Source organism: Cellulomonas sp. JZ18 (genome assembly GCF_009720485.1).
GTDB lineage: Bacteria > Actinomycetota > Actinomycetes > Actinomycetales > Cellulomonadaceae > Cellulomonas.
In genome coordinates this window covers 1,419,179-1,442,702 of sequence record NZ_CP045245.1, presented here as the reverse complement: position 1 = coordinate 1,442,702, position 23,524 = coordinate 1,419,179, and the positions used below count along the sequence as shown (strand labels likewise).

At 75.5% G+C, this 23,524-nt stretch carries 20 protein-coding genes and 1 pseudogene; 12 read left to right on the top strand and 9 right to left on the bottom strand.

Annotated features, from left to right (window positions below):
* The first annotated feature begins 13 nt into the window (after window positions 1-13).
* Both GC089_RS06610 and GC089_RS06605 read left to right on the top strand, forming a co-directional pair.
* Window positions 14-727 (top strand): HAD family phosphatase, encoded by a 714-nt coding sequence (locus tag GC089_RS06610; protein ID WP_155376959.1) that lies wholly within the window; start codon window positions 14-16, stop codon window positions 725-727.
* On the top strand, window positions 724-3,228 hold the full coding sequence (locus GC089_RS06605; RefSeq protein WP_155376958.1) for a glycoside hydrolase family 65 protein: 2,505 nt from the start codon (window positions 724-726) through the stop codon (window positions 3,226-3,228). The genes GC089_RS06610 and GC089_RS06605 overlap by 4 nt, the downstream gene beginning before the upstream one ends.
* Window positions 3,229-3,324: 96 nt before the next feature.
* On the opposite strand, the gene GC089_RS06600 is transcribed toward GC089_RS06605, so the two are convergent.
* Window positions 3,325-4,164: a DeoR/GlpR family DNA-binding transcription regulator gene (locus tag GC089_RS06600; protein ID WP_196250846.1), complete on the bottom strand. Its 840-nt coding sequence runs from the start codon at window positions 4,162-4,164 to the stop codon at window positions 3,325-3,327.
* A 199-nt stretch (window positions 4,165-4,363) separates the two neighbouring features.
* Between GC089_RS06600 and GC089_RS06595 the strand changes: the two genes are divergently transcribed.
* On the top strand, window positions 4,364-5,719 hold the full coding sequence (locus GC089_RS06595; protein WP_155376956.1) for an MFS transporter: 1,356 nt from the start codon (window positions 4,364-4,366) through the stop codon (window positions 5,717-5,719).
* Between the two features lie 20 nt (window positions 5,720-5,739).
* Window positions 5,740-7,236 carry a mannitol dehydrogenase family protein gene (locus tag GC089_RS06590; protein ID WP_155376955.1) on the top strand — a complete coding sequence of 499 codons (1,497 nt, stop codon included), beginning with the start codon at window positions 5,740-5,742 and terminating at the stop codon, window positions 7,234-7,236.
* Window positions 7,237-7,409: 173 nt separating this feature from the next.
* Here GC089_RS06590 and GC089_RS06585 read toward each other — a convergent pair whose 3' ends face one another.
* Window positions 7,410-9,548, bottom strand: a complete 2,139-nt coding sequence (locus GC089_RS06585; protein WP_155376954.1) for a SpoIIE family protein phosphatase — start codon at window positions 9,546-9,548, stop codon at window positions 7,410-7,412.
* A 318-nt stretch (window positions 9,549-9,866) separates the two neighbouring features.
* On the opposite strand from GC089_RS06585, the gene GC089_RS06580 reads away from it, so the two are divergent.
* Window positions 9,867-10,235 (top strand): YciI family protein, encoded by a 369-nt coding sequence (locus tag GC089_RS06580; RefSeq protein WP_155376953.1) that lies wholly within the window; start codon window positions 9,867-9,869, stop codon window positions 10,233-10,235.
* Window positions 10,232-11,497 carry an RNA polymerase sigma factor gene (locus tag GC089_RS06575; protein ID WP_155376952.1) on the top strand — a complete coding sequence of 422 codons (1,266 nt, stop codon included), beginning with the start codon at window positions 10,232-10,234 and terminating at the stop codon, window positions 11,495-11,497. The genes GC089_RS06580 and GC089_RS06575 overlap by 4 nt, the downstream gene beginning before the upstream one ends.
* 202 nt (window positions 11,498-11,699) lie before the next feature.
* On the opposite strand, the gene GC089_RS06570 is transcribed toward GC089_RS06575, so the two are convergent.
* Window positions 11,700-12,068 carry a VOC family protein gene (locus tag GC089_RS06570; protein ID WP_155376951.1) on the bottom strand — a complete coding sequence of 123 codons (369 nt, stop codon included), beginning with the start codon at window positions 12,066-12,068 and terminating at the stop codon, window positions 11,700-11,702.
* A gap of 340 nt (window positions 12,069-12,408) precedes the next feature.
* Window positions 12,409-13,371, bottom strand: a complete 963-nt coding sequence (locus GC089_RS06565) for a phosphatase PAP2 family protein (RefSeq protein WP_230685113.1) — start codon at window positions 13,369-13,371, stop codon at window positions 12,409-12,411.
* Between the two features lie 459 nt (window positions 13,372-13,830).
* Here GC089_RS06565 and GC089_RS06560 point away from each other — a divergent pair, with 459 nt between their 5' ends.
* The 5 genes from GC089_RS06560 (at window position 13,831) to GC089_RS06540 (ending at window position 16,992) form a co-directional block, all read left to right on the top strand.
* The gene (locus tag GC089_RS06560; protein WP_155376950.1) at window positions 13,831-13,977 is read left to right on the top strand and encodes a hypothetical protein; all 147 of its coding nucleotides are present in this window, start codon (window positions 13,831-13,833) and stop codon (window positions 13,975-13,977) included.
* Complete coding sequence (locus tag GC089_RS06555; RefSeq protein ID WP_155376949.1) at window positions 13,974-14,546, top strand: MarR family winged helix-turn-helix transcriptional regulator; 573 nt, start codon at window positions 13,974-13,976, stop codon at window positions 14,544-14,546. The genes GC089_RS06560 and GC089_RS06555 overlap by 4 nt, the downstream gene beginning before the upstream one ends.
* Window positions 14,547-14,594: 48 nt before the next feature.
* The gene (locus GC089_RS06550) at window positions 14,595-15,044 is read left to right on the top strand and encodes a DoxX family protein (protein ID WP_155376948.1); all 450 of its coding nucleotides are present in this window, start codon (window positions 14,595-14,597) and stop codon (window positions 15,042-15,044) included.
* Between the two features lie 23 nt (window positions 15,045-15,067).
* Window positions 15,068-16,063, top strand: a complete 996-nt coding sequence (locus GC089_RS06545) for a VOC family protein (protein WP_155376947.1) — start codon at window positions 15,068-15,070, stop codon at window positions 16,061-16,063.
* A gap of 77 nt (window positions 16,064-16,140) precedes the next feature.
* The gene (locus GC089_RS06540; protein ID WP_155376946.1) at window positions 16,141-16,992 is read left to right on the top strand and encodes an SDR family oxidoreductase; all 852 of its coding nucleotides are present in this window, start codon (window positions 16,141-16,143) and stop codon (window positions 16,990-16,992) included.
* A 131-nt stretch (window positions 16,993-17,123) separates the two neighbouring features.
* On the opposite strand, the gene GC089_RS06535 is transcribed toward GC089_RS06540, so the two are convergent.
* From GC089_RS06535 to GC089_RS06520, 4 genes and pseudogenes are all read right to left on the bottom strand, one after another.
* Window positions 17,124-19,277: a biotin/lipoyl-binding protein gene (locus GC089_RS06535; RefSeq protein WP_155376945.1), complete on the bottom strand. Its 2,154-nt coding sequence runs from the start codon at window positions 19,275-19,277 to the stop codon at window positions 17,124-17,126.
* Window positions 19,270-20,190, bottom strand: coding sequence for a hypothetical protein (locus GC089_RS06530; RefSeq protein WP_155376944.1), 921 nt, complete (start codon window positions 20,188-20,190; stop codon window positions 19,270-19,272). Before GC089_RS06530 ends, GC089_RS06535 begins: the two co-directional genes overlap by 8 nt.
* 56 nt (window positions 20,191-20,246) lie before the next feature.
* Window positions 20,247-21,479, bottom strand: a complete 1,233-nt coding sequence (locus tag GC089_RS06525; protein ID WP_155376943.1) for an ABC transporter permease — start codon at window positions 21,477-21,479, stop codon at window positions 20,247-20,249.
* Window positions 21,476-22,083, bottom strand: a pseudogene (locus GC089_RS06520) (ABC transporter ATP-binding protein). Before GC089_RS06520 ends, GC089_RS06525 begins: the two are co-directional and overlap by 4 nt.
* Here GC089_RS06520 and GC089_RS19960 point away from each other — a divergent pair.
* Window positions 21,992-22,195 carry a hypothetical protein gene (locus GC089_RS19960; protein WP_370514123.1) on the top strand — a complete coding sequence of 68 codons (204 nt, stop codon included), beginning with the start codon at window positions 21,992-21,994 and terminating at the stop codon, window positions 22,193-22,195. The pseudogene GC089_RS06520 and the gene GC089_RS19960 overlap by 92 nt on opposite strands.
* Before the next feature lie 15 nt (window positions 22,196-22,210).
* Here the strand turns inward: GC089_RS19960 and GC089_RS06515 are convergent, their stop codons facing one another.
* Window positions 22,211-23,455: an efflux RND transporter periplasmic adaptor subunit gene (locus tag GC089_RS06515; protein WP_155376942.1), complete on the bottom strand. Its 1,245-nt coding sequence runs from the start codon at window positions 23,453-23,455 to the stop codon at window positions 22,211-22,213.
* Window positions 23,456-23,524: the final 69 nt, after the last annotated feature.

The following is a 23,524-nucleotide window of genomic DNA, read 5'->3' as shown; positions in this document are numbered from 1 at the left end:
CGACGGGAGGCGCATGGACTGGGACCGGTACGACGCCGCGCTGTTCGACCTGGACGGGGTCCTGACGCCCACCGCGCTGGTGCACATGCGCGCGTGGGACGCGACCTTCACCGCCCTGTTCCGAGCACGTGGGATCGAGCCGCCGTACGGCGACGACGACTACTTCCGGTTCGTCGACGGCCGGCCGCGGTACGACGCCGTGCGGGCGGTCCTGGCGTCCCGGGACGTGGTGCTGCCCGAGGGATCGCCGCAGGACCCGCCCGGCGACGGCACCGTGCACGCGGTCGGCAACGCCAAGAACGCGCACGTCCTGCGGCTGCTCGCCGCCGGCGTCGAGGCCTACCCGGACGCCGTCGCCCTGCTCGACCGGCTCGCCGCGGCGGACCTCCCCTGCGCCGTCGTCTCCAGCTCCCGCAACGCGCGCGCCGTGCTCGACGCCGCCCGCCTGACGGACCGGTTCCGGCTCGTCGTCGACGGGGTGGTCGCCGCGCGCGAGCGTCTGGCCGGCAAGCCCGCGCCCGAGACGTTCGCGTACGCGGCGCGCGCGCTGGGCGTCCCGGCGGACCGGTGCGTCGTGCTGGAGGACGCCGTCTCGGGGGTCGCCGCCGGTGCGGCCGGCGGCTTCGGGCTCGTCGTCGGGGTGGACCGCGGGGCCGGCGCCGACGCCCTGCGCGCCGCGGGCGCGGACGTCGTCGTCACGCGGCTGACGGACCTGGTCGGGCCGTGACCCCGTTCGCGGACGACGAGGCCGGGCCGCCCTCGCCCCTCGACCGCGTGCGCTTCCCCGTGGAGCCGTGGCGCCTCGTCGAGACGTCGTTCGCGACCCACGACCTCGGCACGACCGAGACCCTGTTCGCCGTCGGCAACGGGTACCTCGGCATCCGCGGCAGCACGACCGAGGGCCGCCCGAGCCACGCGCACGGCACGTACGTGAACGGGTTCCACGAGACGTGGCCGATCCGCCACCCCGAGGAGGCGTTCGGCTTCGCCGAGGTCGGGCAGACGATCGTCAACGTCCCCGACGCGACCGTGATGCGTCTGTACGTCGACGACGAGCCGCTCGTGCTCGGCGTCGCCGACCTCGTGGAGTACGAGCGCGCGCTCGACCTCGCGGCCGGCCTGCTGACGACCGAGCTCGTGTGGCGTACGCCGTCGGGCAACCGCGTGCGGGTCCGCTCCCGGCGGATGGTGTCGATGACGTCGCGGCACCTCGCCGTCATGACGCTCGAGGTGACGCTCCTCGACTGCCCGGCGCCGGTGGTCGTCTCCTCGCACGTCGTCAACCGCCAGGACGGCGCCGACGAGTACGCGGACCAGCCGGACGACGAGGAGCCGGCGCGCGACGACCCGCGCCGCGCGCCGACGCTGGGCGACCGGGTGCTCGAGCCGCAGCTGACGTCGGACGAGGCGGGGCGGATCGTCCTCGGCTACCGGTGCGCCCGGTCCCGCATGACGCTGGCCGTCGCGGCCGACCACGACGTGCGCACGCCCGACGAGCACGACGCGGCCACCGAGGTGGGACCCGACGACGCCAAGCACGTGGTCCGCGTGCGCGCGCAGCCGCACCGGACCCTCACCATCACGAAGACGGTCAGCTACCACACGGCCCGGACCGTGCCCGCGCGCGAGCTCGCGGACCGCTGCCGGCGGACCCTCGACCGGGTGCGCGGCGAGGGCGCCGAGGCGCAGCTCGCGCAGCAGCGCACGTGGTTCGACGCGTACTGGCACCGCTCCGACGTGCAGGTCGAGGGCGACCCGGAGGTCCAGCAGGCGGTCCGCTGGAACCTGTTCCAGCTCGCGCAGGCGGCCGCCCGCGCCGACGGCGACGGCATCCCCGCCAAGGGGGTCACCGGCTCCGGGTACGAGGGGCACTACTTCTGGGACACCGAGATCTACGTCCTGCCGTTCTTCACGTACACGACGCCGCAGGTCGCGCGGAGCGCCCTGCGGTTCCGCTACACGATGCTGCCCGCGGCGCGGCGCCGGGCACGCGAGCTGACGCAGGACGGCGCGCTGTTCCCCTGGCGGACCATCAACGGCGAGGAGGCCTCCGCCTACTACGCCGCGGGGACGGCGCAGTACCACATCGACGCCGACGTCGCGCACGCCGTCGGCACCTACGTGGAGGTCACCGGCGACGAGGAGTTCATGGACCGCGAGGGCCTGGAGATCCTCGTCGAGACCGCACGGATGTGGACGGACCTGGGCTTCTGGCGTGGGAACGGCGGGGGCGACTCGTTCCACATCCACGGCGTCACCGGGCCCGACGAGTACACGACCGTCGTCAACGACAACCTGTTCACCAACGTGATGGCCCGCTCGAACCTGCGACGGGCCGCGCGCGCCGTGCGGGACGTCGCCGCACGCCGCCCCGAGTGGTTCGCCCGGCTGTGCGCACGCCTGGCCCTGGACCTGCAGGAGGCGGCGGAGTGGGCGCGCGTGGCCGACGCGCTCGCGGTCCCGTACGACCCGCACCTGGGCATCCACCCGCAGGACTCGCAGTTCCACGAGCGGGAGGTCTGGGACCTGGCCGGCACCCCGCCGGAGAAGCGCCCGCTGTTCCTGCACTACCACCCGCTCGTGATCTACCGCTTCCAGGTGCTCAAGCAGGCGGACGTCGTCCTCGCGCTGTTCCTGCAGGGCGCGGACTTCACGCCCGAGCAGAAGCGGGCGGACTTCGAGTACTACGACACGATCACCACCGGTGACTCGACCCTGTCCGCGGTGGTGCAGTCGATCGTCGCGGCCGAGGTCGGTTACCAGGACCTCGCCCTGCACTACTTCCACCGCTCCCTCTACGTCGACCTCGCCGACCTGCACGGCAACGCGTCCGACGGCGTGCACGTCGCGTCCGCCGGCGGGGTGTGGAGCGCGCTGGTGTGCGGGTTCGGCGGGATGCGCCACCACGACGGGGTCCTGACGTTCGACCCGCGCCTGCCCGCGTCCTGGGAGGCGCTGGGCTTCCGCCTCGCGGTGCGCGGCAGCCGGCTGCGGGTGCGCCTGCGCCGCGACGCGCTCGAGCTCGCGGTCGAGGACGGCCCGCCGCTGACCGTCCAGGTGCGCGGCGCCGCCGTCGACGTCGGTGACGAGCCGGTCGTCGTGCCGCTCGCGGACCAGGGTCCGCGCATCGAGGGCGTGCCGGACCCGAAGGCGCGGCTGGGGACGCGGCGACCGGACGGCACGGTCGTCACCGCGTCCGTCCCGCACGAGACGGGACGCAACGCCTGACGCGACCGGGTCACCGACGCCGTGACCGCTGCCGGCCTGCGGGCACCGGCTCGCCGGCGCCGCGTGCCGGCTCACCCGGCGCGGCCGGGCGGCGTGCTACGCGCCGACGAGGTGGAAGCGCGCGTCCGTGTGCTCGCGCAGCTCGTCGATCCGCTCCCGCCCGGCCGACGCGTCGATGACGACGTCGTGGAACTCGTCGAGCGCGGCCACCCGGTACAGGCCGGGGCCGGAGAGCTTGGTGGCGTCCACGAGCAGCACGCGACGCTCGGCGACCTCGAGCAGCGTCCGCTTGGTCAGCGCCGCCTCGTAGTCGGGGTGGTACAGGACGCCGGCGCGCAGCGCCGTCGTGGACACGAGCACGGTGTCCGCACGCAGCTCGCGCGCCTGGTTCGCCACACCGGGGCCGAGGAACGACTCCGTCTCCGGGTAGTAGTCGCCGCCGAGACCGATGAGCGCCATCCGCGGGGTCAGCGCCGCGACGTCGCGCATGAGCGCGAGCGAGTGCGTGATGACGGTCAGGTCGTGCCGCACCGCGAGGTGGTCCAGCACGAACGCGACCGTCGAGGAGTCGTCGAGCGCGAGCACGTCGCCGTCCTGGACCAGGTCGGCGGCGCGCTCGGCGAGCGCCGCCTTGATCTCGCGGCGCAGGCCGCTGCGCACCGTGAGGTCGGACTCGGTGACGCGCGGGTGGACGCGGCGGATGCCGCCGTGCACGCGCACGACGAGGTTCTTCTCCGCGAGGTGCTGCAGGTCGCGGTGCACGGTCATCCGGCTGACGCCGAGGCGGTCCACGAGCTCGTCGACGCGCACCGTGGAGCGGCGGGCGACGAGGTCCAGGATGTCCTGCCGCCGCTGCGCCGCCGACGCGGCGCCGGCTGACCCGGCCGCCGTCGTCGGGGGTCCGGCTCCGGCGTCCTCCTGGGTCGGCGTGCTCATGGCCCGACCGTACTGCACGCGCGTTACATCGGGAAGCCGGATGTCACATCGCATGGGCCGCGCTCACCGCTCCGTCGCATTAGTCCTGGTCAACGGGTTGTGTGACCCACCGTCTTGCTACATCCCGTGTTACGCATGTTATATCTAGAGTTACATCCAGGCCGCGCTCGTGCGGCCACCCCACGGCAAGGACGCTGACATGACCATCGATGTGACCAGGGCGGCGTCGGGCGGCCCCACCACCACGCAGCCGGCCCCCAGGACCACGCTCCTCGACCGCCTCGGCCTGCCCCGCCCGCTGATCTGGGGCTTCGTCGGGCTCGCCCTGTTCATGACCGGCGACGGCGTCGAGACCAACATCCTGGCGCCCTACCTGACCGGGGAGCACGGCTTCTCCGTCGCCCGGGCAGGCACGCTCGTCACCGTCTACGGCGTGGCGGTCGCGCTGGCGGCGTTCTTCTCGGCCGCCCTGTCCGACCTGTGGGGACCGCGGCGCGTCATGATGGCCGGCGCCGCGATCTGGGTGACGTTCGAGCTGGTCTTCCTCTGCCTCGCGCTGACGCAGAGCAGCGAGACGCTCATCTTCCTCAGCTACGGGATCCGCGGTCTCGGCTACCCGTTCTTCGCCTACGGGTTCCTCGTCTGGATCGGCGCCACCGCGCCCGCCGCACGCATGGCCGGCGCGATCGGCTGGTTCTACGTGGCGTTCACCGCGGGCCTGCCGACGCTCGGGGCACTGGTCGCCACGACGAGCCTGGACCTGTTCCACCTGGACTACTACCAGACGCTGTGGGTCTCGCTCGCCCTCGTCGTCCTCGGCGCCGTCGTCGCGCTCGTCGGCGTGCGCGAGAAGACCGGCCGGGGCCCCCTGGTGCAGAACCCCGAGGAGGTCCTCCACACGCTGACGCAGGGGCTGCGCCTGCTCGTCCGGGACGGCCGGGCGCGGCGCGTGATGCTCGTGCGCACGATCAACTCCGTGCCCACCTACGGCATGGCGATCTTCTTCCCCGCCCTCTTCGTCGACCGGTTCGACTGGTCCGTCGGCCGGTTCCTCGTCCTCACCACGGTCATCTACGCGGTGAACATCCCGTTCAACCTGTTCTTCGGCTGGCTCGGCGACCGGATGGGCTGGAGCCGCACGGTCGTGTGGTTCGGCGCCGTGCTGTGCGCGGTCGCGATGCTCTCGCTGTACCTGGTGCCCGCCTGGGCGGTCGACCACGGCTGGGGTGCCGCCTACCCCCTGACGCTCGTGTGCGGCGCCGTCTTCGGCATCGGCCTCGCCGGCTTCGTGCCGCTGTCGGCCATCGCCGTCTCGCTCGCACCCGAGACGCCGGGCGCGGCCATGAGCTCCTACAACCTCGGCATCGGTGCCGCCGTGTTCGCCGGCCCGCTGCTCGTCGCGCTGCTCTACGGGCCGCTCGGTCCCCTCGGCCTCGTCGTCCTCTTCTCCGCCCTCTACCTCGTCGCCGCGGTCATGTCCGCCACGCTGCGCGGCACCCAGCCCGGCTTCGACGGCGTGCCTGCCCGCACGGCGCCCGCCCTCCGCGCCCACTGAACCCCTGCCAGGAGACCACCATGAAGCTCGACAACGCCCACCTCGCCGACCTGCCCGCCGGCGTCGCCCGCCCCGCCTACGACCGCAGCCGGGTCACCCCCGGGATCGTCCACATCGGTGTCGGTGGCTTCCACCGCGCTCACCAGGCCATGTACCTCGACCGCCTCATGAACGCCGGCACGGCGCTCGACTGGGGCATCGTCGGTCTCGGGATCCTGCCGGGCGACGCCCGCATGCACGAGGTGCTGCAGGCCTCCGACGGCCTGTACACGCTCGTCGTGAAGCACCCCGACGGGTCGCGCGACGTGCGCGTGATCGGCTCGATCGTCGACCACGTGCACGCCCCCGCGGACCCGGCGGCCGCCGTCGAGCGCCTCGCCGACCCCGCGATCCGCATCGTCTCCCTCACCATCACCGAGGGCGGCTACAACTACGACCGGGTCACCGGCGAGTTCGACCTCGACGACGAGGGGGTGCAGCACGACCTCGCCCACCCCGAGGCGCCCCGCACGGTCTTCGGCCTCGTCGTCGCCGGCCTGCGCCTGCGCCGCGAGCGCGGCGTCCCGGCGTTCACCGTCATGAGCTGCGACAACATCCAGGGCAACGGCCACGTCGCCCGCAGCAGCTTCACCGCGTTCGCGCGGGCGCTCGACGAGCGCCACGGCACCGACCTGGCCGCGTGGATGACCGAGCACGTCGCGTTCCCCAGCTCGATGGTCGACCGGATCACCCCGGCCACCACGGACGCCGACCGCGCCGACGTCGCCGAGCGCCACGGCGTCGACGACGCGTGGCCCGTCGTCACGGAGGACTTCGAGCAGTGGGCGCTGGAGGACACCTTCACCGCCGGGCGCCCGCCGTTCGAGCAGGCCGGCGTCCAGGTGGTCGCCGACGTCGAGCCGTACGAGCTCATGAAGCTGCGGCTGCTCAACGCCAGCCACCAGGCCCTGGCCTACGTCGGGTGGCTCGCCGGCTACCGCGCCGTGCACGACGCCGTGCGCGACCCGCTGATCGCGCGGCTCCTGCGCCGGTACATGGACGAGGAGGGCACCCCGACGCTCGCCCCCGTGCCCGGCGTCGACCTCGACGCGTACAAGGACCGGCTGATCGAGCGGTTCACCAACGAGCACGTCGCCGACACCGTGGCGCGCCTGGCGGCGGAGAGCTCCGACCGCATCCCCACCTGGCTGATGCCCGTCGTCCGGGAGAACCTCGCCGCGGGCCGGCAGGTCGAGCTGTCGGCGGCCGTCGTCGCGAGCTGGGCCCGCTACGCCGAGGGCGTCGACGAGCACGGCGCGCCCATCCGGGTCGTCGACCGCCTCGCCGAGCGCCTCACCGCCGTCGCGCAGCGCAACCGCACGGAGCCGACCGCGTTCCTCGCCGACCGCACCCTGTTCGGCGACGTCGTCGACGACGAGCGCTTCACCGCGCCCTACGTCGCCACCCTCACGTCGCTGCACGAGAAGGGCGTGCGCGCGACGCTCGAGGCGCTCCTGACCGCGCCCGTCGGCGCCTGACGCGTCCCGCGTGGGCGAAGGCTCCGCCGGCGCGGGCGTCGCGACCGCGCCGGCGGAGCCTGGTCAGGGTCGTCGTCACCCGTCGAGCCGTCGCAGCCTCGCAGCTCGCGGCGCGGTTCCCGGGACTCGGCGCCCCCGCGGCCCGCGACCCCTGCGACGCGGGCAGCCCGCGGCTACGCCGAGCGCGTGGTCACGTCCCAGGACGACGGCGAGGGGACGACCGGTGCGCCCACCGGCGCGGTGCGGCGCAGCGCGAGGACGGTGAGGTCGTCCTCGGCGTGCCCCGTGTCGCCGACCAGTGCGAGCACGGCCTCCGCCGCGGCGTCGGCCGTGGTCGCCCCCCGTACCGCCCGCGGCACCTGGTCGAGGTCGGCGACGGACCCGCCCAGGGCGTCGAGCACGCCGTCGCTGAAGGTCAGCAGCAGGTCGCCGGGGCGCAGGCGGGTGCGCGCCTCGACCCGCTCGGGCCCGGGGGCGACACCCAGCGGCAGCCCCGTCGCCGCCAACCGCTCGACGCCGCCGTCCGCCCGGACGACGAGCGAGAGGCCGTGCCCCGCGTCGGTGTAGGCGACCTCCCCGTCGCGGACGTCGACGAACGCGTGGAACACCGTCACGAACGCGCCGGTGTTCACCAGGTCGACGTCCATCGCCTGCTCGGTGGCCGTCAGCGTGCCCGCCACGTCCTGGGGGTCCGAGTGCGCGTGCAGGACGGAGCGGGTGGTGGCCGCCAGGATCGCCGCCGCGGGCCCCTTGCCCATGACGTCGGCCATGGTGAGGACGAGCCCGCCGGGCAGCCGCTGCCAGTCGTAGAAGTCGCCGCCGACCGAGCCGGCGGGCACGAAGCGCGCCGCGAGGTCGAACCCGGGGACCTCCAGGCGGCGCGCGGGCAGCAGGCTCGCCTGGACCTGCGCGGCGCGGCGCAGCTCCGTGCGGTGCAGCGTCACGTCGCGCAGGACGGTGACCACACCCCCGCCCGACTCCGCCGGGATGGGTGTGGCCGAGAAGCTGACGAAGCGGGGCTCCGACTGGCCGGGCACACGCACGAGCAGGTCGACGTCGCGTACCTCGTGCCCTGCCAGCGCACGCCGGAAGGGCAGCTCCTCCTCGCGCAACGGAGACCCGTCGGGCCGCGCCAGGCCCACGAGGTCGCTGGTGCTGTCGGCGGGGTCCAGGTGCGAGGTCCCCGCCAGCAGCCGCGCCGCGATCGGGTTGCGCACGACCACCCGACCGGAGGCGTCGACGACGCGCACGCCCTCCGACATCGTGTCGACGACCGCGGTCAGCAGCGCGGCCTGCTCCTGGGCCCGGTCGCGCGCCGTCGACAGCTCCCGCACGAGCTGGCGGCGCTCCTCGCCCGCGAGGGCGAGCGCCAGACCGATGACCGCCAGGAGACCCACGTACAGCTGCGCCACGCCGATCTGCGTGACCGGGTCGTCCAGGTGCGCGAACGGGCCGCTGCCCATGAGGGTCAGCTGGACGACCACTCCTCCGCACAGCGTCGTGTGCAGGACGACCCAGCGGGCCGGCAGCCGCGACCCCGCCCACACCGTGAGGCCGATCAGCGGGAACACCACCGCCGGCTGCGTGCCCTGCAGGAACCACAGCAGGTACGCCACAGGAGCGAGCACGAGCGCGACGAGGCGGTCCGCGGCACGGCCGTCCGTCCGCCGGTCCGAGGGCTGCCGCAGCGTGCCCCGCGCGCGGCGCCCGACCAGCCAGGCGCCGAACGTCCAGCCGAGCGGCACGATCGTCACGACGCTCACCGTGTTGCGCGCGAACCACAGCAGCGGGGTGTCCCACGTCGAGCCGCCGGCACCCACGTGCACGGCCACCTGGGCGAGCGGCGCGCTGAGGACTGCCGCTCCCCCGGCACCGAGGAGGAGCCACCACAGGTCCGACAGGCGTCCCAGGGGCACGCGTCCCCGCCCGGCCCACAGGTGCGGCGCGAAGCGTTCGAGCACGGCGACGCACAGCACCGCCTGCAGCGTCACCGCGGTCGCCAGCAGCAGCGCGGAGGCCGCCCCCTCGCCGGTGAGCACGAGGACGAGGAGGCTGGTCAGCCAGAGCGCCGCGACGTCCACCCACGGCCACGGCCGCGCACGCGCGACCAGCCACAGCACCGACACGCCGGCTGCGGGCGACACCAGGCTCACGCCCGCGTCCCCGACGACGGTCATGCGGCCCAGCGCCGCGGCCGCGGAGTACACGAGCGCCCAGGCGAGCGTGCGCACGAGGTCACGCTCGCCGGGCCCGCTCCCGCCCGCGTCCCAGGCCTCCGCGCCGGTGCGCCGTGCCGCTCTCCCCGCCCCCATGTCCGCAGGGTACGAGCACGTACGTGAGCACGCCCGGCCGCACACGCGCGCCGGTCACACGGTCGAGGGATCGCGGCGCTACCGTCCGCGACCGGAAGGCCCAACCACGGCCCCCCCTGGTCCCGACGGCCCTCGATCCGGCTCAGGACAGACCTCGGGGCCGTCACGAGCCGCGGCTCGCTCCGCACGCCCAGCGGACGCGGAGCGGCACCGGAGGGAGGGACCGGCCACGTCGCCGTGGTCGTGTCCTTCTGGCGGCGCCCCGTTCGTCATCAGACTGGTGCGAGAGGTCCTCGCGCTCGCGGAGAAGGAGTCGGCATGAACCAGTACCTGCTGTCCGTGCACGAGGTCGATGGCGTGGTCGAGGGCGCACCGACGACGCCCGAGGAGATGCAGGCCTTCATGTCCGAGGTCGTCGCACTGGAGGAGCAGATGGACGCAGCGGGCGCCCTCGTCTTCGGCGGCGCGCTGCACGGCCCCGACACGGCGACCGTCGTCCGCAGCGGTCTCGACAGGGTGACCACCGACGGACCGTTCGTGGAGGGGAAGGAGCACGTCGCCGGGTTCTACGTGATCAACGCGGCGGACCTCGACGAGGCCCTGGACTGGGCGGCCCGCACGAGCGCAGCCACCGGCCACCCGGTCGAGGTGCGCCCGTTCCGCGCCACCGGACGCCTGCAGGGGTGAGCTCGGTGGGGGCGGACGAGCTCACGGCCGCCTTCCGTCGCGCCCACGGCCGGGCGGTCGCCACGCTCGTCCGCGTCTTCGGGGACGTCGCACTCGCCGAGGACGCCGTGCAGGACGCCTTCGTGCGCGCCATGGAGACCTGGCCGCGGGACGGCGTCCCGGCCAACCCGGCGGGGTGGATCGTGGCGACCGCACGCAACCGCGCGGTCGACGTGGTGCGCCGCGAGACGCGAGGACGGCAGCTCACCGAGGAGCAGGCGCGGGACCCGCTGCGCCAGGACCGGGTGGAGCCGGTCGACGAGGGGGAGGCGGAGGGCGTCGTCGACGACGACCGGCTGCGGCTGGTCTTCACGTGCTGCCACCCGTCGCTGCGCCCCGAGCACCAGGTCGCGCTCACCCTCCGGCTGATCGCCGGCCTGACCCCGGGCGAGATCGCCCGCGCCTTCCTCGTGAGCGAGGCGACCATGGCCAAACGGCTGACGCGAGCCAGGACCACGATCAGGGCGGCCCGCATCCCCTACCGAGTGCCGACCGAAGCCGAGCTGCCCGGCCGCCTGCAGGCCGCCCTCACCGTCATCTACCTGATCTACAACGCCGGGGCCGACGACCCCGCTCGCGCAGGGCTCCGAGCGGAGGCCGTCCGTCTCGCGCGCGAGCTGCGCGCGCTCATGCCCGACGAACCCGAGGTCGACGGGCTCCTCGCCCTCGTGCTGCTGAACGACGCACGCCTGCGCGGCAGGTCGGACGCCGACGGAGAGGTGGTGCTCCTTGCCGACCAGGACCGCACCCGGTGGGACCCGACCCTGATCAGGGAGGGGCAGCGGCGCGTCCTGGCCGCCCTGCGCCACCCCCACCCCGGCTCGTTCGCCCTGCAGGCCGCCATCCAGGCGGTCCACTGCGCCGCACCGTCCCACGGCGAGACCGACTGGGCGACGATCGTCCGGCTCTACGACCGGCTGCTCTCCCGCACGCCCACCCCGGTCGTCGCGATGAACCGGGCGATCGCCCTGGCCGAGACGGCTGGACCGCAGGCCGCGCTCGCCACGCTCCAGGCGCTGACGCCCGACCTCGACGGCTACCACCTCTTCCACGCCGCGCAGGCCGGGATGCTGGAGCGCCTCGGAGAGGACGAGGCCGCGTCCCTGGCCTACGACCGGGCGATCGCGCTGGCGCCGGCCGCCGCCGACAATGCCCTGCTGCGCCGACGCCGCGCAGCGCTCAGGCGCGAGCCGTCGGCGCCCGCCGACGCCCCACCGGGCTGACCGCTCGTACCGGCTCCGGGCCGCCGAGGCGACGTCCCCGCCCCGCCGTTCCGACGGTGCACCACTGCGGCGCCCCGAGGACCGCGACGACGGAGGACGTCGACACCACGGCGTGGACCCGCCGCCGGGGAACCGGCCGAGGGCGGCGAGCAGCCCCCGCACCCGTGGACCCGGCCGAGGTGGAGCGTCGCGAGCGCCCGCCCTACCCGCCAGCGGCACCCGGCGGCGCCGGCCGGACCAGGCACCACTCGTTGCCCTCCGGGTCGTGCAGCACCTGGAACGAGCCGGCCCGGTCGTGGTGCACGTCGCCCACGCGCCGTGCGCCGACGGCCTCCGCCTGGGCGGTGGCGCTCGCGATGTCGTCGACGCGGACGTCGAGGTGCACGCGGTTCTTCACCGTCTTCGGCTCCGGCACCCTCTGGAACGACAGCTGCGTCCACCCCGGCGGCAGGACGTACCACCACGCGTCGTCGCGTCGGACGGGCTCGCCACCGAGCACCGTCGACCAGAATGTGGCGAGCGCGCCCGGGTCCGCGCAGTCGATGACGACCTCGTCGATGCTCCCGATCACGGGAGGACCGTAGCGCGGCCCTCGAGCACCGAGCACGGACCCCCAGCGGCTGAGGAGGGTCCCACCCGCTGGTCGGCGCACGGCAGTCCTCGCGCGTACGTGCGGGTCCTGGCGCTCGGCCTCGTCCGCCAGCTGCCGGTCTCCGTCGCGGTTGTGCAGAGCCACCCTGACGAGGACCGTCCCGGGTCGGGGCGCAGCGCCAGCCCCTTCCCGCGGTCGCGTCGAGGCCCCCGCGCACGGGCGACGACGAGCACGGGCGAACCGGTTCATGCCGACCACCCCGGCGACGAGGCCGTCCAGCATCAGCGCCCCGGGTCGCGCCGCAAGGCCGTCGGGCGGGTCACGCGGTGGCGTCCTGGGTCGCCTCGGCCGCCGTCGCCGGGGGTGGCGGTGGGGCCGGCGTCACGACCTCGAGACGGTGCCAGCTCCACCACAGGGCGAGTGCGGTCGCCGTCGATCCCGCCACGGCCAGCAGCTGGAACGCCAGGAACACGTTGTCGTCCGTGACGGGGTCCCGGTCGAGCAGGTCCCCCGTGAGCACCAGCAGCGCGCCACCGAGCCCGACGGTCGCGAGCAGCGACAGGACGAGCGGGGCGACGACCAGGACCAGACGCGCGCGGTGCCCGCCGGCCGTGACACGTCGGACCATCCCGCGCCGGTGCAGCCACAGCGCGGCGAGGGACGCCACGACGAGCGTGATCCCTGCCGACCCGAGCGTGTCGCTGAGCCGGTGCCACTTCGACGTGATCGTGTACCCCGCGATCGCCACCGCCCAGCTCGCCAGGAAGAACATCACGACCCCGCGGGACCGCCACGTCGCGAGCAGCAGCGCGGCGGCGAGCACGCCGAGGGCGATCGCCGTGTGCCCGCTCGGGAAGCTGTTCCCGGTGTACCCCGGCGTCGCCTCCACCAGCGCCGGACGCGGCAGCACCACGCGCTTGAGCGCCTCGGCGACGAGCAGCCCGACGACGACCGTCCCGAGCGCCGCGGCGGCGAGCGCCACCGAGCGGCGCAGCAGACCGACCAGGGCGATGAGCGCGCACGCGACCGCGAGCGAGAACACGGTGATGCCGGCCAGGGCGTCGTCGGACTCGACGCGCTCCTGCGCGCCGACCTGGTCGGCGCCGCGCAGCGCGGCGTTCTCGACCGCCTGTCCCGCCGGTGTCAGCACCAGCCCGACGTAGGAGGCGACGAGCACCACCGTGCCGACGCCGACCAGCAGCCACCACCGCCGTACGACCGCACGGCTCGCGGACTCGTCCAGCACGGCGTGATCCGTCGATGACTCGGTGTGATCGTCCACGCGCCCACTCTGGCAGGGCCGCCCAGCGCCGCACACCGGTGACGGCGTTCTCCCCGACGGTGCCGACGGCGGTGCCCGGGCGGCCGGGCTCACGTCCCGGTCCGCGGTCGGTGGCGCTCACCGTCGGCGGCCTCCATGCCGGCGGTCCGTGCACCCGTGTGCCGTCCGCCGTACCCCACCCGGAGACGTCGAGGCACGTGCCCCGAGTGCGGGCGGACGATCGCGCCGGTGCCCGTCGCGGCAGTGACGGTCCGCACCTCGACGGTGCGCGTCGAGGACGCGACGGCCACGCGCGCGACGGGGCGCCGTGGTGCGGACCCTCGACGGACTCACGGCACCGTTCGCCCTGGCGCGGACCGCGGGTGCTTGACACTTCAAGCTCGTGACGTACGGTGTTGTTGAGGTTTCATGCATCGCCTGGCGGTGCCCGATGCCGTCACCGCCACCGTGAGGAGCCGCATGACCCGCACCCGCCTCCTGCGCAGCCGCGCCGACGTCGCGATCGCGCAAGCCGAGGACGCCCTCGGCCGCCACCTGGAGCGCTTCGGCGCGCGTGACGCGCTCGTCGTCACCTGGGAGCGGGACGCGCCCGTGAGCGGCCGATGACCGCACCCGAGGGAGCCCAGGCGGTCGGCACCGGGGGCGGCGAGGACCAGCCCGCGGCGGCCCCGCCCACCGGGGCCGGGACGCGCTGGCTGGACGAGACCGAGATGCAGGCGTGGCTGCACGTGCTGCGTCTGGTGATGCTGCTGCCCGGCTCCCTGGACCGTCAGCTGCGGCGCGACGCCGGCCTGACCCACGTGAGCTACATGATCCTCGCGACGCTGTCCGACGCGCCGGGGACCGCGATGCGGATGACCGAGCTCGCCCGGGAGACGGCGACGTCCCAGAGCCGGCTCTCGCACGCGGTCTCCGCCCTGGAGCAGCGCGGCTGGGTGGCTCGCCGCCCCTGCCCGCAGGACCGGCGCGGCCAGGTCGCCGCGCTCACCGACGCCGGCCGCCGACTCCTCGAGCAGACCGCCCCGGGACACGTCGCCCAGGTGCGCGCCACCGTGCTCGACCCGCTCACCCCGAGCGAGGTCCACCAGCTGTCCGCGCTGCTCGCCAAGATCGTCACCCCCCTCGAGACCGACGACGCGCGCGCCGACGGCGCCGTGCCGCCCGTCGCGCCCTGACCACGTGCCGGCCACCCGGCCGGCGCACCCCCCACCACCGGGAGAACCGTGCTCACCCTGCTCCGCCCTGCCCGGACCACGCCCGTCCTCGGCGACATCGCCCTCCTGCTCGCCCGCGTCGCCCTCGGTCTCGTGCTGCTCGCCCACGGCTGGCAGAAGTACGACGAGTACACGCTCGACGGCACGACGGCCGCCTTCACCGACATGGGCGTGCCCGCCCCCGGCGCGGCTGCCCTGTTCGCCACCGTCGTCGAGGTCGTCGGCGGCGTCCTGCTGATCCTCGGGCTGCTCACGCCCGTCGCCGCGGCCCTGAACGTCGTCAACCTGCTCGGCGCGCTCGTCCTCGTGCACGCGGGCAACGGCGTCTTCGTCGACGACGGCGGGTACGAGCTCGTGCTCGCGCTGATCGCCGGGCTGCTCCTCGTCCTCGCGCTCGGCGCGGGCCGGTTCAGCATCGACGAGCTCCTGGCCCGGCGGACGACCGCCGGACGCCCCTGACGTCCCAGCAACCGGGAGAAGCCATGCCGAAGAACGCCCTCCGTCGGACCTCGACGGCCGACGACCGCCGGCGGCGGCGTCGTCACACCCTGGTCGGCGCCGCCGCGGCTGCGTCGCTCGCCGTCGTGGCGGTGGCCGTCGGGATCGGCACGCGCGGCAGCGAGGACGGCTCCGCCCAGCCCCTGCACGCCGACACGCGGCTCGGTGCCGTCGAGCTGCACGTACGCGACCTCGACGCGCAGCGGTCCTTCTACGCCGGCACGCTCGGCCTGGAGGTCCTCGACGAGCAGGACGGCCGCCTCAGCCTCGGTGCCGACGGCCAGGAGCTCGTCAGGCTCGTCCGCACGGACGCCCCCGCACCGTCCCCGCGCGAGGCGGGTCTGTACCACTCGGCGATCCTGTACCCGGACGCCGCCTCCCTCGCCGCCGTGCTCCGGCAGGTCGCGGCCACGGCGCCCGGCTCCTACCAGGGCGCCTCCGACCACTCGGTCAGCCAGGCGTTCTACCTCAGCGACCCCGAGGGCAACGGCGTCGAGCTCTACGTCGACCGCCCCCGCAGCGACTGGCGGTGGCGCGGTGACCGCGTCGAGATGGGCAGCGCACCGCTGGACCCGAACGCGTTCATCGCCCGGCACGGCAGCGCTTCGGCGGCCGGCACGCCGACGGTCGGCCACGTGCACCTCAAGGTCGGCGACCTGACGCAGGCACGACGCTTCTACGTGGACGTCCTCGGCTTCGAGATCACCAGCGAGACCGACGGCGCCCTGTTCATGTCCGCCGGCGGCTACCACCACCACCTGGCCGCCAACACGTGGTCGAGCCGCGGCGCCGGCACCCGCTCGACCACCGCCGGGCTCGGGTCCTTCTCGGTGCTGGCTGCCACGGCCGGGGAGATCGACGCCCTGGCCGAGCGCCTGACCGCCGCCGGGCTCGCGCACGAGCGGACGGCCGCCGGGCTGTCCGTCGCCGACCCCTGGGGCACCGAGGTCCTCGTGTCGGTGGCGCCCGGCGCACGGTGACCGCCACGTCCGGCCCGAGGGGTGGCCGCGCGCACGCGACCCGAGCAGCATGGACCGAGCGAGCCGAGGAGCACCGCATGCCGCAGGACACCATCGCCGTCACCGGCGCGACCGGCCACGTCGGTCGGCTCGTCGCCTCCCACCTGGACGCCGTGGGCCGAGGACAGCGACTGCTCGTGCGCGACCCGTCCAGCCCGCGGCTCCCCGCGTTCACGACGGTCACCGACGTCGGCCGCGTCGACTACGCCGACCACGACCTGTCCCTCGCCGCGCTGCGCGGGGTCGACGTGCTCTTCATGGTCTCCGCGCACGAGAGCCCCACCCGCGCCGCCGACCACGCCACGTTCGTCGACGCCGCCGCCGCGGCCGGTGTCCGGCACGTCGTCTACACCTCGTTCGCCGGGGCCGGCCCAGCGGCCACGTTCACCCTCGCCCGCGACCACCACGCCACCGAGGAGCACATCGCGGCGTCCGGCATGGCGTGGACCTTCCTGCGCAACACCTTCTACATCGACTTCATGGAGGAGCTCGTCGGCGCCGACGGCGTGATCCGGGGTCCCGCCCGCGACGGACGCTGCGCCGTCGTGGCGCGCGCCGACGTCGCCCGCGTCGCCGCCGCGGTGCTCACGGCGCCCGACGCGCACGCGGGACGCACCTACGACGTCACCGGTCCGGAGTCGCTGTCGCTCGCCGACGTCGCACGGACCATCAGCGAGGTCCGCGGGCACTCCGTCTCGTTCCAGGACGAGACGCTCGAGGAGGCGTACGCCTCCCGCGCGTCCTACGGCGCACCGCCCTGGGAGCTGGACGCCTGGGTCAGCACCTACACCGCCATCGCCAGCAACGTGATGGCGCAGCCGTCGGACGTGGTGGAGCGCGTCACCGGCACCGCTCCGACGACGCTCGAGGACTTCCTCCGCGCGAGCTGACCGTCGTGACGGCCGTGGAGTTCGGGAGTGGGCACCTCGGCTGGAGTGACCCGCGAGGTCAGCTGCTCTGCCGGCCGGGCAGGGAGCGGAGCGACAGCACAGCGCGCCGCTACGCGGGGCCCCGGACGCGATCACCCTCCCGTCTGCGCCCCGCGCTGTCCCGCCGGTGGGCCACCCGCCGGCCGCCCGCCTCCGGGCACCTGTGCGTCGTCGCCTCCGAGGCCGGACAGGCCACTGCCCTGCTGCTCGTCGCCCGCGTCGAGGGTCGCGGCGAGGTCGGCGAGCACCACGCGGGCGCCGGCGTCCAGGCCGGACGTCACCTCGGTGAGCTCGCTGCCGATCGCGCCGACCTCCACCTCGGCGGTGCGCACGGTGCCGTCGTCGGCGAGGACCTGGACCGAGGCCGTGCCCGCGGACGTCCGAAGGGCCGAGGTCGGCACCGTGAGGACGTCCTCTGCTGCCGCGACCGCGACGTCGACCTGCGCGGACGCGCCGTCGAGCACGCGCTCCTCGGTCGGGTCGAGCGTGACCAGCACCGTGTACGCGGGCGTGGACGTCTCGGAGACGTCGAGGACGCCGACGCTGCTGACCGTGCCGGTCAGGTCCGCGTCGGTGGTGCCGACGCGCACGCGCGCGTCCTGACCGACGGCGACCGCGTCGACCGACCGCAGCGGAACGGTCACCGTGACGACGAACCCGTGGCCGCCGAGCACGGTGACGACCTGGGTGGTGGACGACGCGCTCACGCCGTCGCCCGGTGCGATCGCCACGGCGCCGACCGTGCCCGCGACAGGACTGGTCAGGGTGGCGAGCGTGGCCTCGTGCTGAGCGACGGCGAGCTCCTGCTCACGCAGCGCGACCTGGGCGCGGTCCGCGAGCACCGTGGCGGCGGTCGCGACGCCGGACGCGGTACCTGCCGCGGCGCTCCCCGACGTGCCGCCCGCGGACCCGGTGCTGCCGGCCGCGCCCGCGGTGCCTCCCGTGCCCGTGGTCGCGTCCGGGGCGGAGGTGTCGCTGCGGCCGGAGCCGGCAGCGGCCGTGGCGCCCGCGCCGCCTGCCGAGCCGGTACCGGTCCCCGCACCGGCCCCGGCGCCCGCGGCGGTGCCTTCCTCGGCCGCCGCGCCGACCGCCGTGGCGAGGTCCTGCACGGCGGAGTCGAGCGCGGCGCCGGCCTCGTCGAGCGCCGCGAGCGGCTCGGCGAGCGCGTCCCCGGCCGAGGCGAGGGCCGTCTGGCACGCGGCCAGCAGCGCCTGCGCGTCGTCGACCGTGACCGCACCGGGCGCCGCCGCGGGGTTCGACGCCTCCGCCGTCTCGCCGCCCGGCTCGGCCGTCGAGCCCGCCTCGCCCGGCGTCGTGACGTCGGACTCCTCGGCCGGCGCGTCGTCGGCGGACGTGACCACCGCGTCCGGGTCGAGCGCGAGGAACGCCGTGCACGTGTCGCCCGACCAGGCGTCGGACACGCCCGTGACCGCCGCCTCCAGCGCGTCGTACGCGGCGAGGAGCCGCTCCTGCGCCGCCGTGACGGCCGCCCGCGCGTCGGTGACGGCGCTCGTCCGCGACGACGTCGCAGCGCCGGTCGCCGGCGTCTCGGCGGCTGTCACGACCTGCGTCTCGGCGGCTGTCACGACCTGCGTCCCGTCCGCCGTGGTGGCCACGGAGGCGACCGATGCCGGGTCGGTCGTCGCCGCGAGGGTGCGGATGACGGCGGCGTCGGCGGCGGTCGCGGCGGCCGGAGCGACCGTCGTCGCCGACGTCGCGGTGCTCGTCCCGGTCGACCGGGAGCTCGAGCCGCCGCCCGTCGACGCGCTCGCCGACGGCGTGCCGGTGGCCTGCGACGTCAGGTCGTCCTCGAGCCGCTGCTGGGCGTCCGCGAGCGCGGCCTCGGCGTCCTCGACCGCGGCCGTGAGACCGCTCGGGTCGAGCGTCGCGAGGGTCTGCCCGGCGGTCACGGCGTCGCCGACGGCGACGTCCACGGTCGCGACCGTGCCGGCCACGGCGAAGGCGGCGTCCCGGCGGGTCGCGGACGAGACCGTGCCGACGGCGGTGACCGTCTGGGTGACCGTGCCCGTCGCGGCGGTGGCGGTGCGGTACCTGCCGGTGTCGTCCCCGCGGCCGAGCGCGACGGCCGTGCCGCCGCCGGCGACCGCGAGCGCGAGCACGCCCGCCGTCACCGCGACGACGACCCGCCGACTCCCACGGCGGCGGTCCCGGCGCGCGCCGCGATCCAGGCCCGTGCCCGCCACCGGCGCCGACCGACCGACGACGCCCGTCCCCGGCTCACGCATCGGTGCCCTCCCCCGCCGTCGTGTCGTCGCCACGGCCGCCGCCGAACCCGCCGGGGCCGCCCGGTGCGGTACTGCAGCCCTCGGAGCCGGGGTCCGTGAGCGCCACGGAGGTCGCGGTGACCGCGCCGGCGTCGTCGGCCTCACCGCGGACGGTCGCGCAGCGCCCGACCGTCAGTGCCGAGGCGTCGGCGGTCACGGTGCGCGTGTAGGTCGTCCGGTCGTCGACGGTCACGTCCTGCGAGGTCGACGTCCCGTCGGTCGCCGTGACGGACACCGTGAGCACCGTGCCCGCCACGGCGGTGACCGTGCCCGTCGTGCCGCCCGGCCGGCCGCCGCGGCCGCCGGAGCCCGCGCCGTCGGCTCCGTCCGGTGCGTCGGCGGGCGGCTGCGGGGCGTCGGTCGGCCGGTCCGTCGGGGCGCCGTCGGGGACTCCGCCTGCGGGCGGCGTGCCGCCGGGACCGCCGGCGAACCCGGCGGCGCAGGAACCGTCGACCGGGTCGCTGACGGTCACCGCGGTCGCGGTCCGGGTCGTGGCGTCCGCGTCCTCCCCCGCCGTCCCGGTCGTCACGGTGACGCACGCGCCGGTCGTCACGTCGCCGAGCGTCGCGACCGCGGTCGTGGTGAACGTCGTCGCGTCGGTCCACGTGACGGCCGTCTGGCTGTCGGCGCCCTGGACCTGGGCGGTCGTGCCGTCGACGGCGACGACCTCACCGCGCACGCCCCCGTCTCCGCGGGGCGCGTCGCCGGCCGGCACCTCGCCGGCCGGCGCGTCGGCGGCGGTGTCGGAGGTGGGCGCGGCGGTGGGGTCGTCGGCGGCGGTGGCCTGCTGGCCGCAGCCGGCGAGCAGGACCGCGAGGACGGCGGCGCTGACCGCTGCAGGCACCGCGGCACGGCGCCGGGTGGTCGGGTGCATGGGGGTCTCCTCGAGGGACGGGCCCGGACGGGCAGGACGGTGGGTGCGCGCCGACGTCACTGCGCGCGCAGGGCGTCGATGGGCGCGAGGCGGGCGGCGCGGGCCGCGGGGTAGACGCCGAAGACGAGGCCGATCGCCACCGCGACGACGACCGAGCCGGCGACGGCGAGGCCGGAGACGACGACGGACGAGCCGAGGACGGACGGCAGCACGTGCGCGGCGACGACGCCGAGGGCGACGCCGAGCACGCCCCCGGTCAGTCCGAGCACGGACGCCTCGACGAGGAACTGCCGCCGGATCGCGCCCGGCGGGGCGCCGAGCGCCTTGCGCAGGCCGATCTCCCGGGTCCGCTCGGTGACGGACACGAGCATGATGTTCATGACGCCGATGCCCCCGACCAGCAGGGACAGCGCTGCGACGCCCGTGAGCAGGACGGTCAGCGTGCGGTAGACCGCGGTGGCGGTCGAGACGAGCGCGTCCTGCGAGGCGACGGTGAAGTCGGCGGCGTCCGCGTCGGCGGCGCCGTGCAGCGCGAGCAGCAGCTGCTCGACCTCCTGCGCCGCGGCGGACAGCCGGTCGCCGGACGCCGCCTGCACGTAGATCGTCGAGACGGCGGTCCGCGACGACCCGCCGACGAGCCGCTCGGCTGCTGTCGACAGCGGCACGAGGGCCACGTCGTCGAGGTCGCTGGACCCGCTCGCGCCGGCCTCGGCCAGCACGCCGACGACCGTGAGGTCGGTGCCGCCGACCGAGACGACCTGCCCGACCACACGTGTGGTGCCGAACAGCTGGGTGGCGGTCTCGGGGCCGAGCACGACGACACCCGCCCGGTCGAGGTCGTCGTCCCCGGTGAGGAAGCGGCCGGACGCGACCTCCCGCCCCCGCACGTCGAGCCACGCGTCGGTCGTGCCGGTGACGGACGTCGTCCAGTTGCTGTCGCCCGACTCGAGCGTCAGCTGCGCGGTCTTCTCGGCCGCGACGCCGGCGACGTCCGGCGCGACGACGGACGAGTCGATCGCCTCCGCGTCGGCGCGGGTCAGCGTGGTGCCGCTGCCGAACCCGCCGCGCACGCCGGAGGCGTCGGTGCTCGACCCGGGCGTGACGATGAGCAGGTCCGACCCGAGCGCGCTGATCTGCGCGCTCACGTCCTTCTGCGTGCCCAGCCCGAGGCCCACGGTGAGCACGACCGCGGCGATGCCGATGAGGATGCCGAGGACCGTCAGGGTCGAGCGCAGCGCGTGCGCGCGGACCGCCGCGAGGCCGGTGCGCAGGGTCTCCGTCCAGCTCACGGCGCCACCGCCCCGCCCGGCCCGTCGGCGACGACCTCGCCGTCCGCGACGCGCACGACCCGTTCCGCTCGGGCGGCGACGTCGTGCTCGTGCGTGATGAGCACGACCGTGCGACCGGCCGCGTGCAGCGCGTCGAGCAGGCCCAGCACGTCGGCGGTGGACGTCGAGTCGAGGTTGCCCGTCGGCTCGTCGGCCAGCACGAGTGCCGGGTCCCCGACGAGCGCCCGGGCGACCGCGACCCGCTGCTGCTGGCCGCCGGAGAGCTCCCCGGGACGGTTGTCGACGCGATCACCGAGGCCGACGTCCGCGAGCGCGGCGTGCGCGCGCTCGCGGCGCTCGGGGCCGGCACGCCGGCGTAGACGAGGGGCAGCTCGACGTTGCGCCAAGCAGGCAGCGCGGGCAGCAGGTGGAACTGCTGGAACACGAAGCCGATGTGCCGGTTCCGGATGCCGGCCAGCTCGACCTCGTCCAGCGCGGACACGTCCTCCCCGGCGAGCCGGTAGGTGCCGGCGGTGAGGGTGTCGAGGCAGCCGAGGACGTTCATCAGCGTCGACTTGCCCGACCCGGACGGACCGACGACGGCGACGTACTCCCCCGCCGTGATGCGCAGGTCCACCCCGCGCAGCGCCTCGAACTCGACCGCACCCGTGCGGTACGTCTTGCGCGCGCCGGCGAGCTCGATGACGGGGGCGCCGGTGACGTCGCCGTGGACGTGAGGGGCGAGGAGCAGCTCAGTCATCGCCGCCGCCCGTCCGGCCGCCCGGGAACCCGGCCCCGCCGTCGGGTGGGGTCCAGCCCTCGGGCGGCGCGCCCGGCGCCTGGCCCTGACCGCCGTCGGTGCCGCCGCCGGTCTGCCCGGCACGGCCGGTGAAGACGGTCACGACGACCTCGTCGCCCTCGGCCAGCCCGGACACGACCTCGACCACGTCCCCCGACGCCTCGCCGACCTCGACGGTGACGTCCTCCTGCGTCCCGTCGGCGGCGACGCGCGTGACGGTCGTCGTGCCGTCGTCCGCCGTGGCCACGGCGGCCGAGGGGACCGTCAGCACGTCGGTGCGCCGCTCGTAGACGATCGCGACGTCGACCTGGACGCCGTCGTGCAGGCCCGCCGGCGCGCCGGTCACCGCCACCGTCACGGGGTACGCCGCGGTGCCGGACGTGCTCGTGGAGACCAGCCCGACCTCCGCGACCGTGCCGAAGACCGTGCCGTCGAGGTCGTCGGAGGTGATCTCCACCTGGTCGCCGACGTCGACGTGCGCGACGTCCGCCTCGCCGACGGTGGCGTCCACCTGCCAGCCGTCCGTCCCGACGACTGTGAATGCCGCCGTCGAGGTCGTGGAGGTGCCCGACGTGCCGCCCGGCGCCGCGGTGGACGAGCTCGCCGATCCCGTCCCGGACCCGGAGCCGGAGCCGACGCTGTCGCCGACCGCCACGCCGACCGACGTGACGACGCCCGCGACGGGCGAGACGAGCGTCGCGGCCGAGACGTCGGCCACGGCGGCGTCGACGTCGGCCTGCGCGACCGCGACCTGTGCCGCGGCCGCGTCGACGGCCGCCTGCGCGGCGTCCGTGCCGTCGTCGGCGTCCTGCGCCGCGTCGAGGTCCGCCTGCGCCGCGGCGAGCGTGGCCCGTGCCTGCAGCACGGCGGCGTCGAGGCGCAGCGTGTCGACGGTGGCCAGCGTCTGGCCGGCGGTGACCGTGTCGCCGGCGGCGACGCCCACAGCGGTGACCGTGCCCGCCACGGTGAACGACACGTCCTCGTGGACGGCGGGCGTGAGCGTGCCGGTCGTCGTGACCGTCTTCTCCAGCGTCGACAGCGATGCCGCGACCGTGCGCGTGGCCGGAGCCTCCTGCGCGCTCGCGTCCGTGCCGCCGCGCCACCACAGCCACCACACCAGCGCACCCACCGCGGCGAGCGCCACGACGCCCGCAACGACGCGGGTGCGCGGGCGGCTCCTCCTCCAGACGCCGACCATGATCTCCCTCCCCGCCCCGCAGGGCTGGTCCCGGCCGGTGGGGTCCGGCCGTCGAGGACGCTAGGGAGC

What these genes read in the sequence shown, in the direction of transcription:
- GC089_RS06600 (WP_196250846.1), bottom strand. Translation starts at nt 4,164, where the DNA reads ATGAGCACGCCGACCCAGGAGGACGCCGGAGCCGGACCCCCGACGACG.
- GC089_RS06540 (WP_155376946.1), top strand. Translation starts at nt 16,141, where the DNA reads ATGCCGCAGGACACCATCGCCGTCACCGGCGCGACCGGCCACGTCGGT.
- GC089_RS06560 (WP_155376950.1), top strand. Translation starts at nt 13,831, where the DNA reads ATGACCCGCACCCGCCTCCTGCGCAGCCGCGCCGACGTCGCGATCGCG.
- GC089_RS06530 (WP_155376944.1), bottom strand. Translation starts at nt 20,190, where the DNA reads ATGCACCCGACCACCCGGCGCCGTGCCGCGGTGCCTGCAGCGGTCAGC.
- GC089_RS06585 (WP_155376954.1), bottom strand. Translation starts at nt 9,548, where the DNA reads ATGGGGGCGGGGAGAGCGGCACGGCGCACCGGCGCGGAGGCCTGGGAC.
- GC089_RS06535 (WP_155376945.1), bottom strand. Translation starts at nt 19,277, where the DNA reads ATGCGTGAGCCGGGGACGGGCGTCGTCGGTCGGTCGGCGCCGGTGGCG.
- GC089_RS06515 (WP_155376942.1), bottom strand. Translation starts at nt 23,455, where the DNA reads ATGGTCGGCGTCTGGAGGAGGAGCCGCCCGCGCACCCGCGTCGTTGCG.
- GC089_RS06545 (WP_155376947.1), top strand. Translation starts at nt 15,068, where the DNA reads ATGCCGAAGAACGCCCTCCGTCGGACCTCGACGGCCGACGACCGCCGG.
- GC089_RS06580 (WP_155376953.1), top strand. Translation starts at nt 9,867, where the DNA reads ATGAACCAGTACCTGCTGTCCGTGCACGAGGTCGATGGCGTGGTCGAG.
- GC089_RS06590 (WP_155376955.1), top strand. Translation starts at nt 5,740, where the DNA reads ATGAAGCTCGACAACGCCCACCTCGCCGACCTGCCCGCCGGCGTCGCC.
- GC089_RS06610 (WP_155376959.1), top strand. Translation starts at nt 14, where the DNA reads ATGGACTGGGACCGGTACGACGCCGCGCTGTTCGACCTGGACGGGGTC.
- GC089_RS06595 (WP_155376956.1), top strand. Translation starts at nt 4,364, where the DNA reads ATGACCATCGATGTGACCAGGGCGGCGTCGGGCGGCCCCACCACCACG.
- GC089_RS06555 (WP_155376949.1), top strand. Translation starts at nt 13,974, where the DNA reads ATGACCGCACCCGAGGGAGCCCAGGCGGTCGGCACCGGGGGCGGCGAG.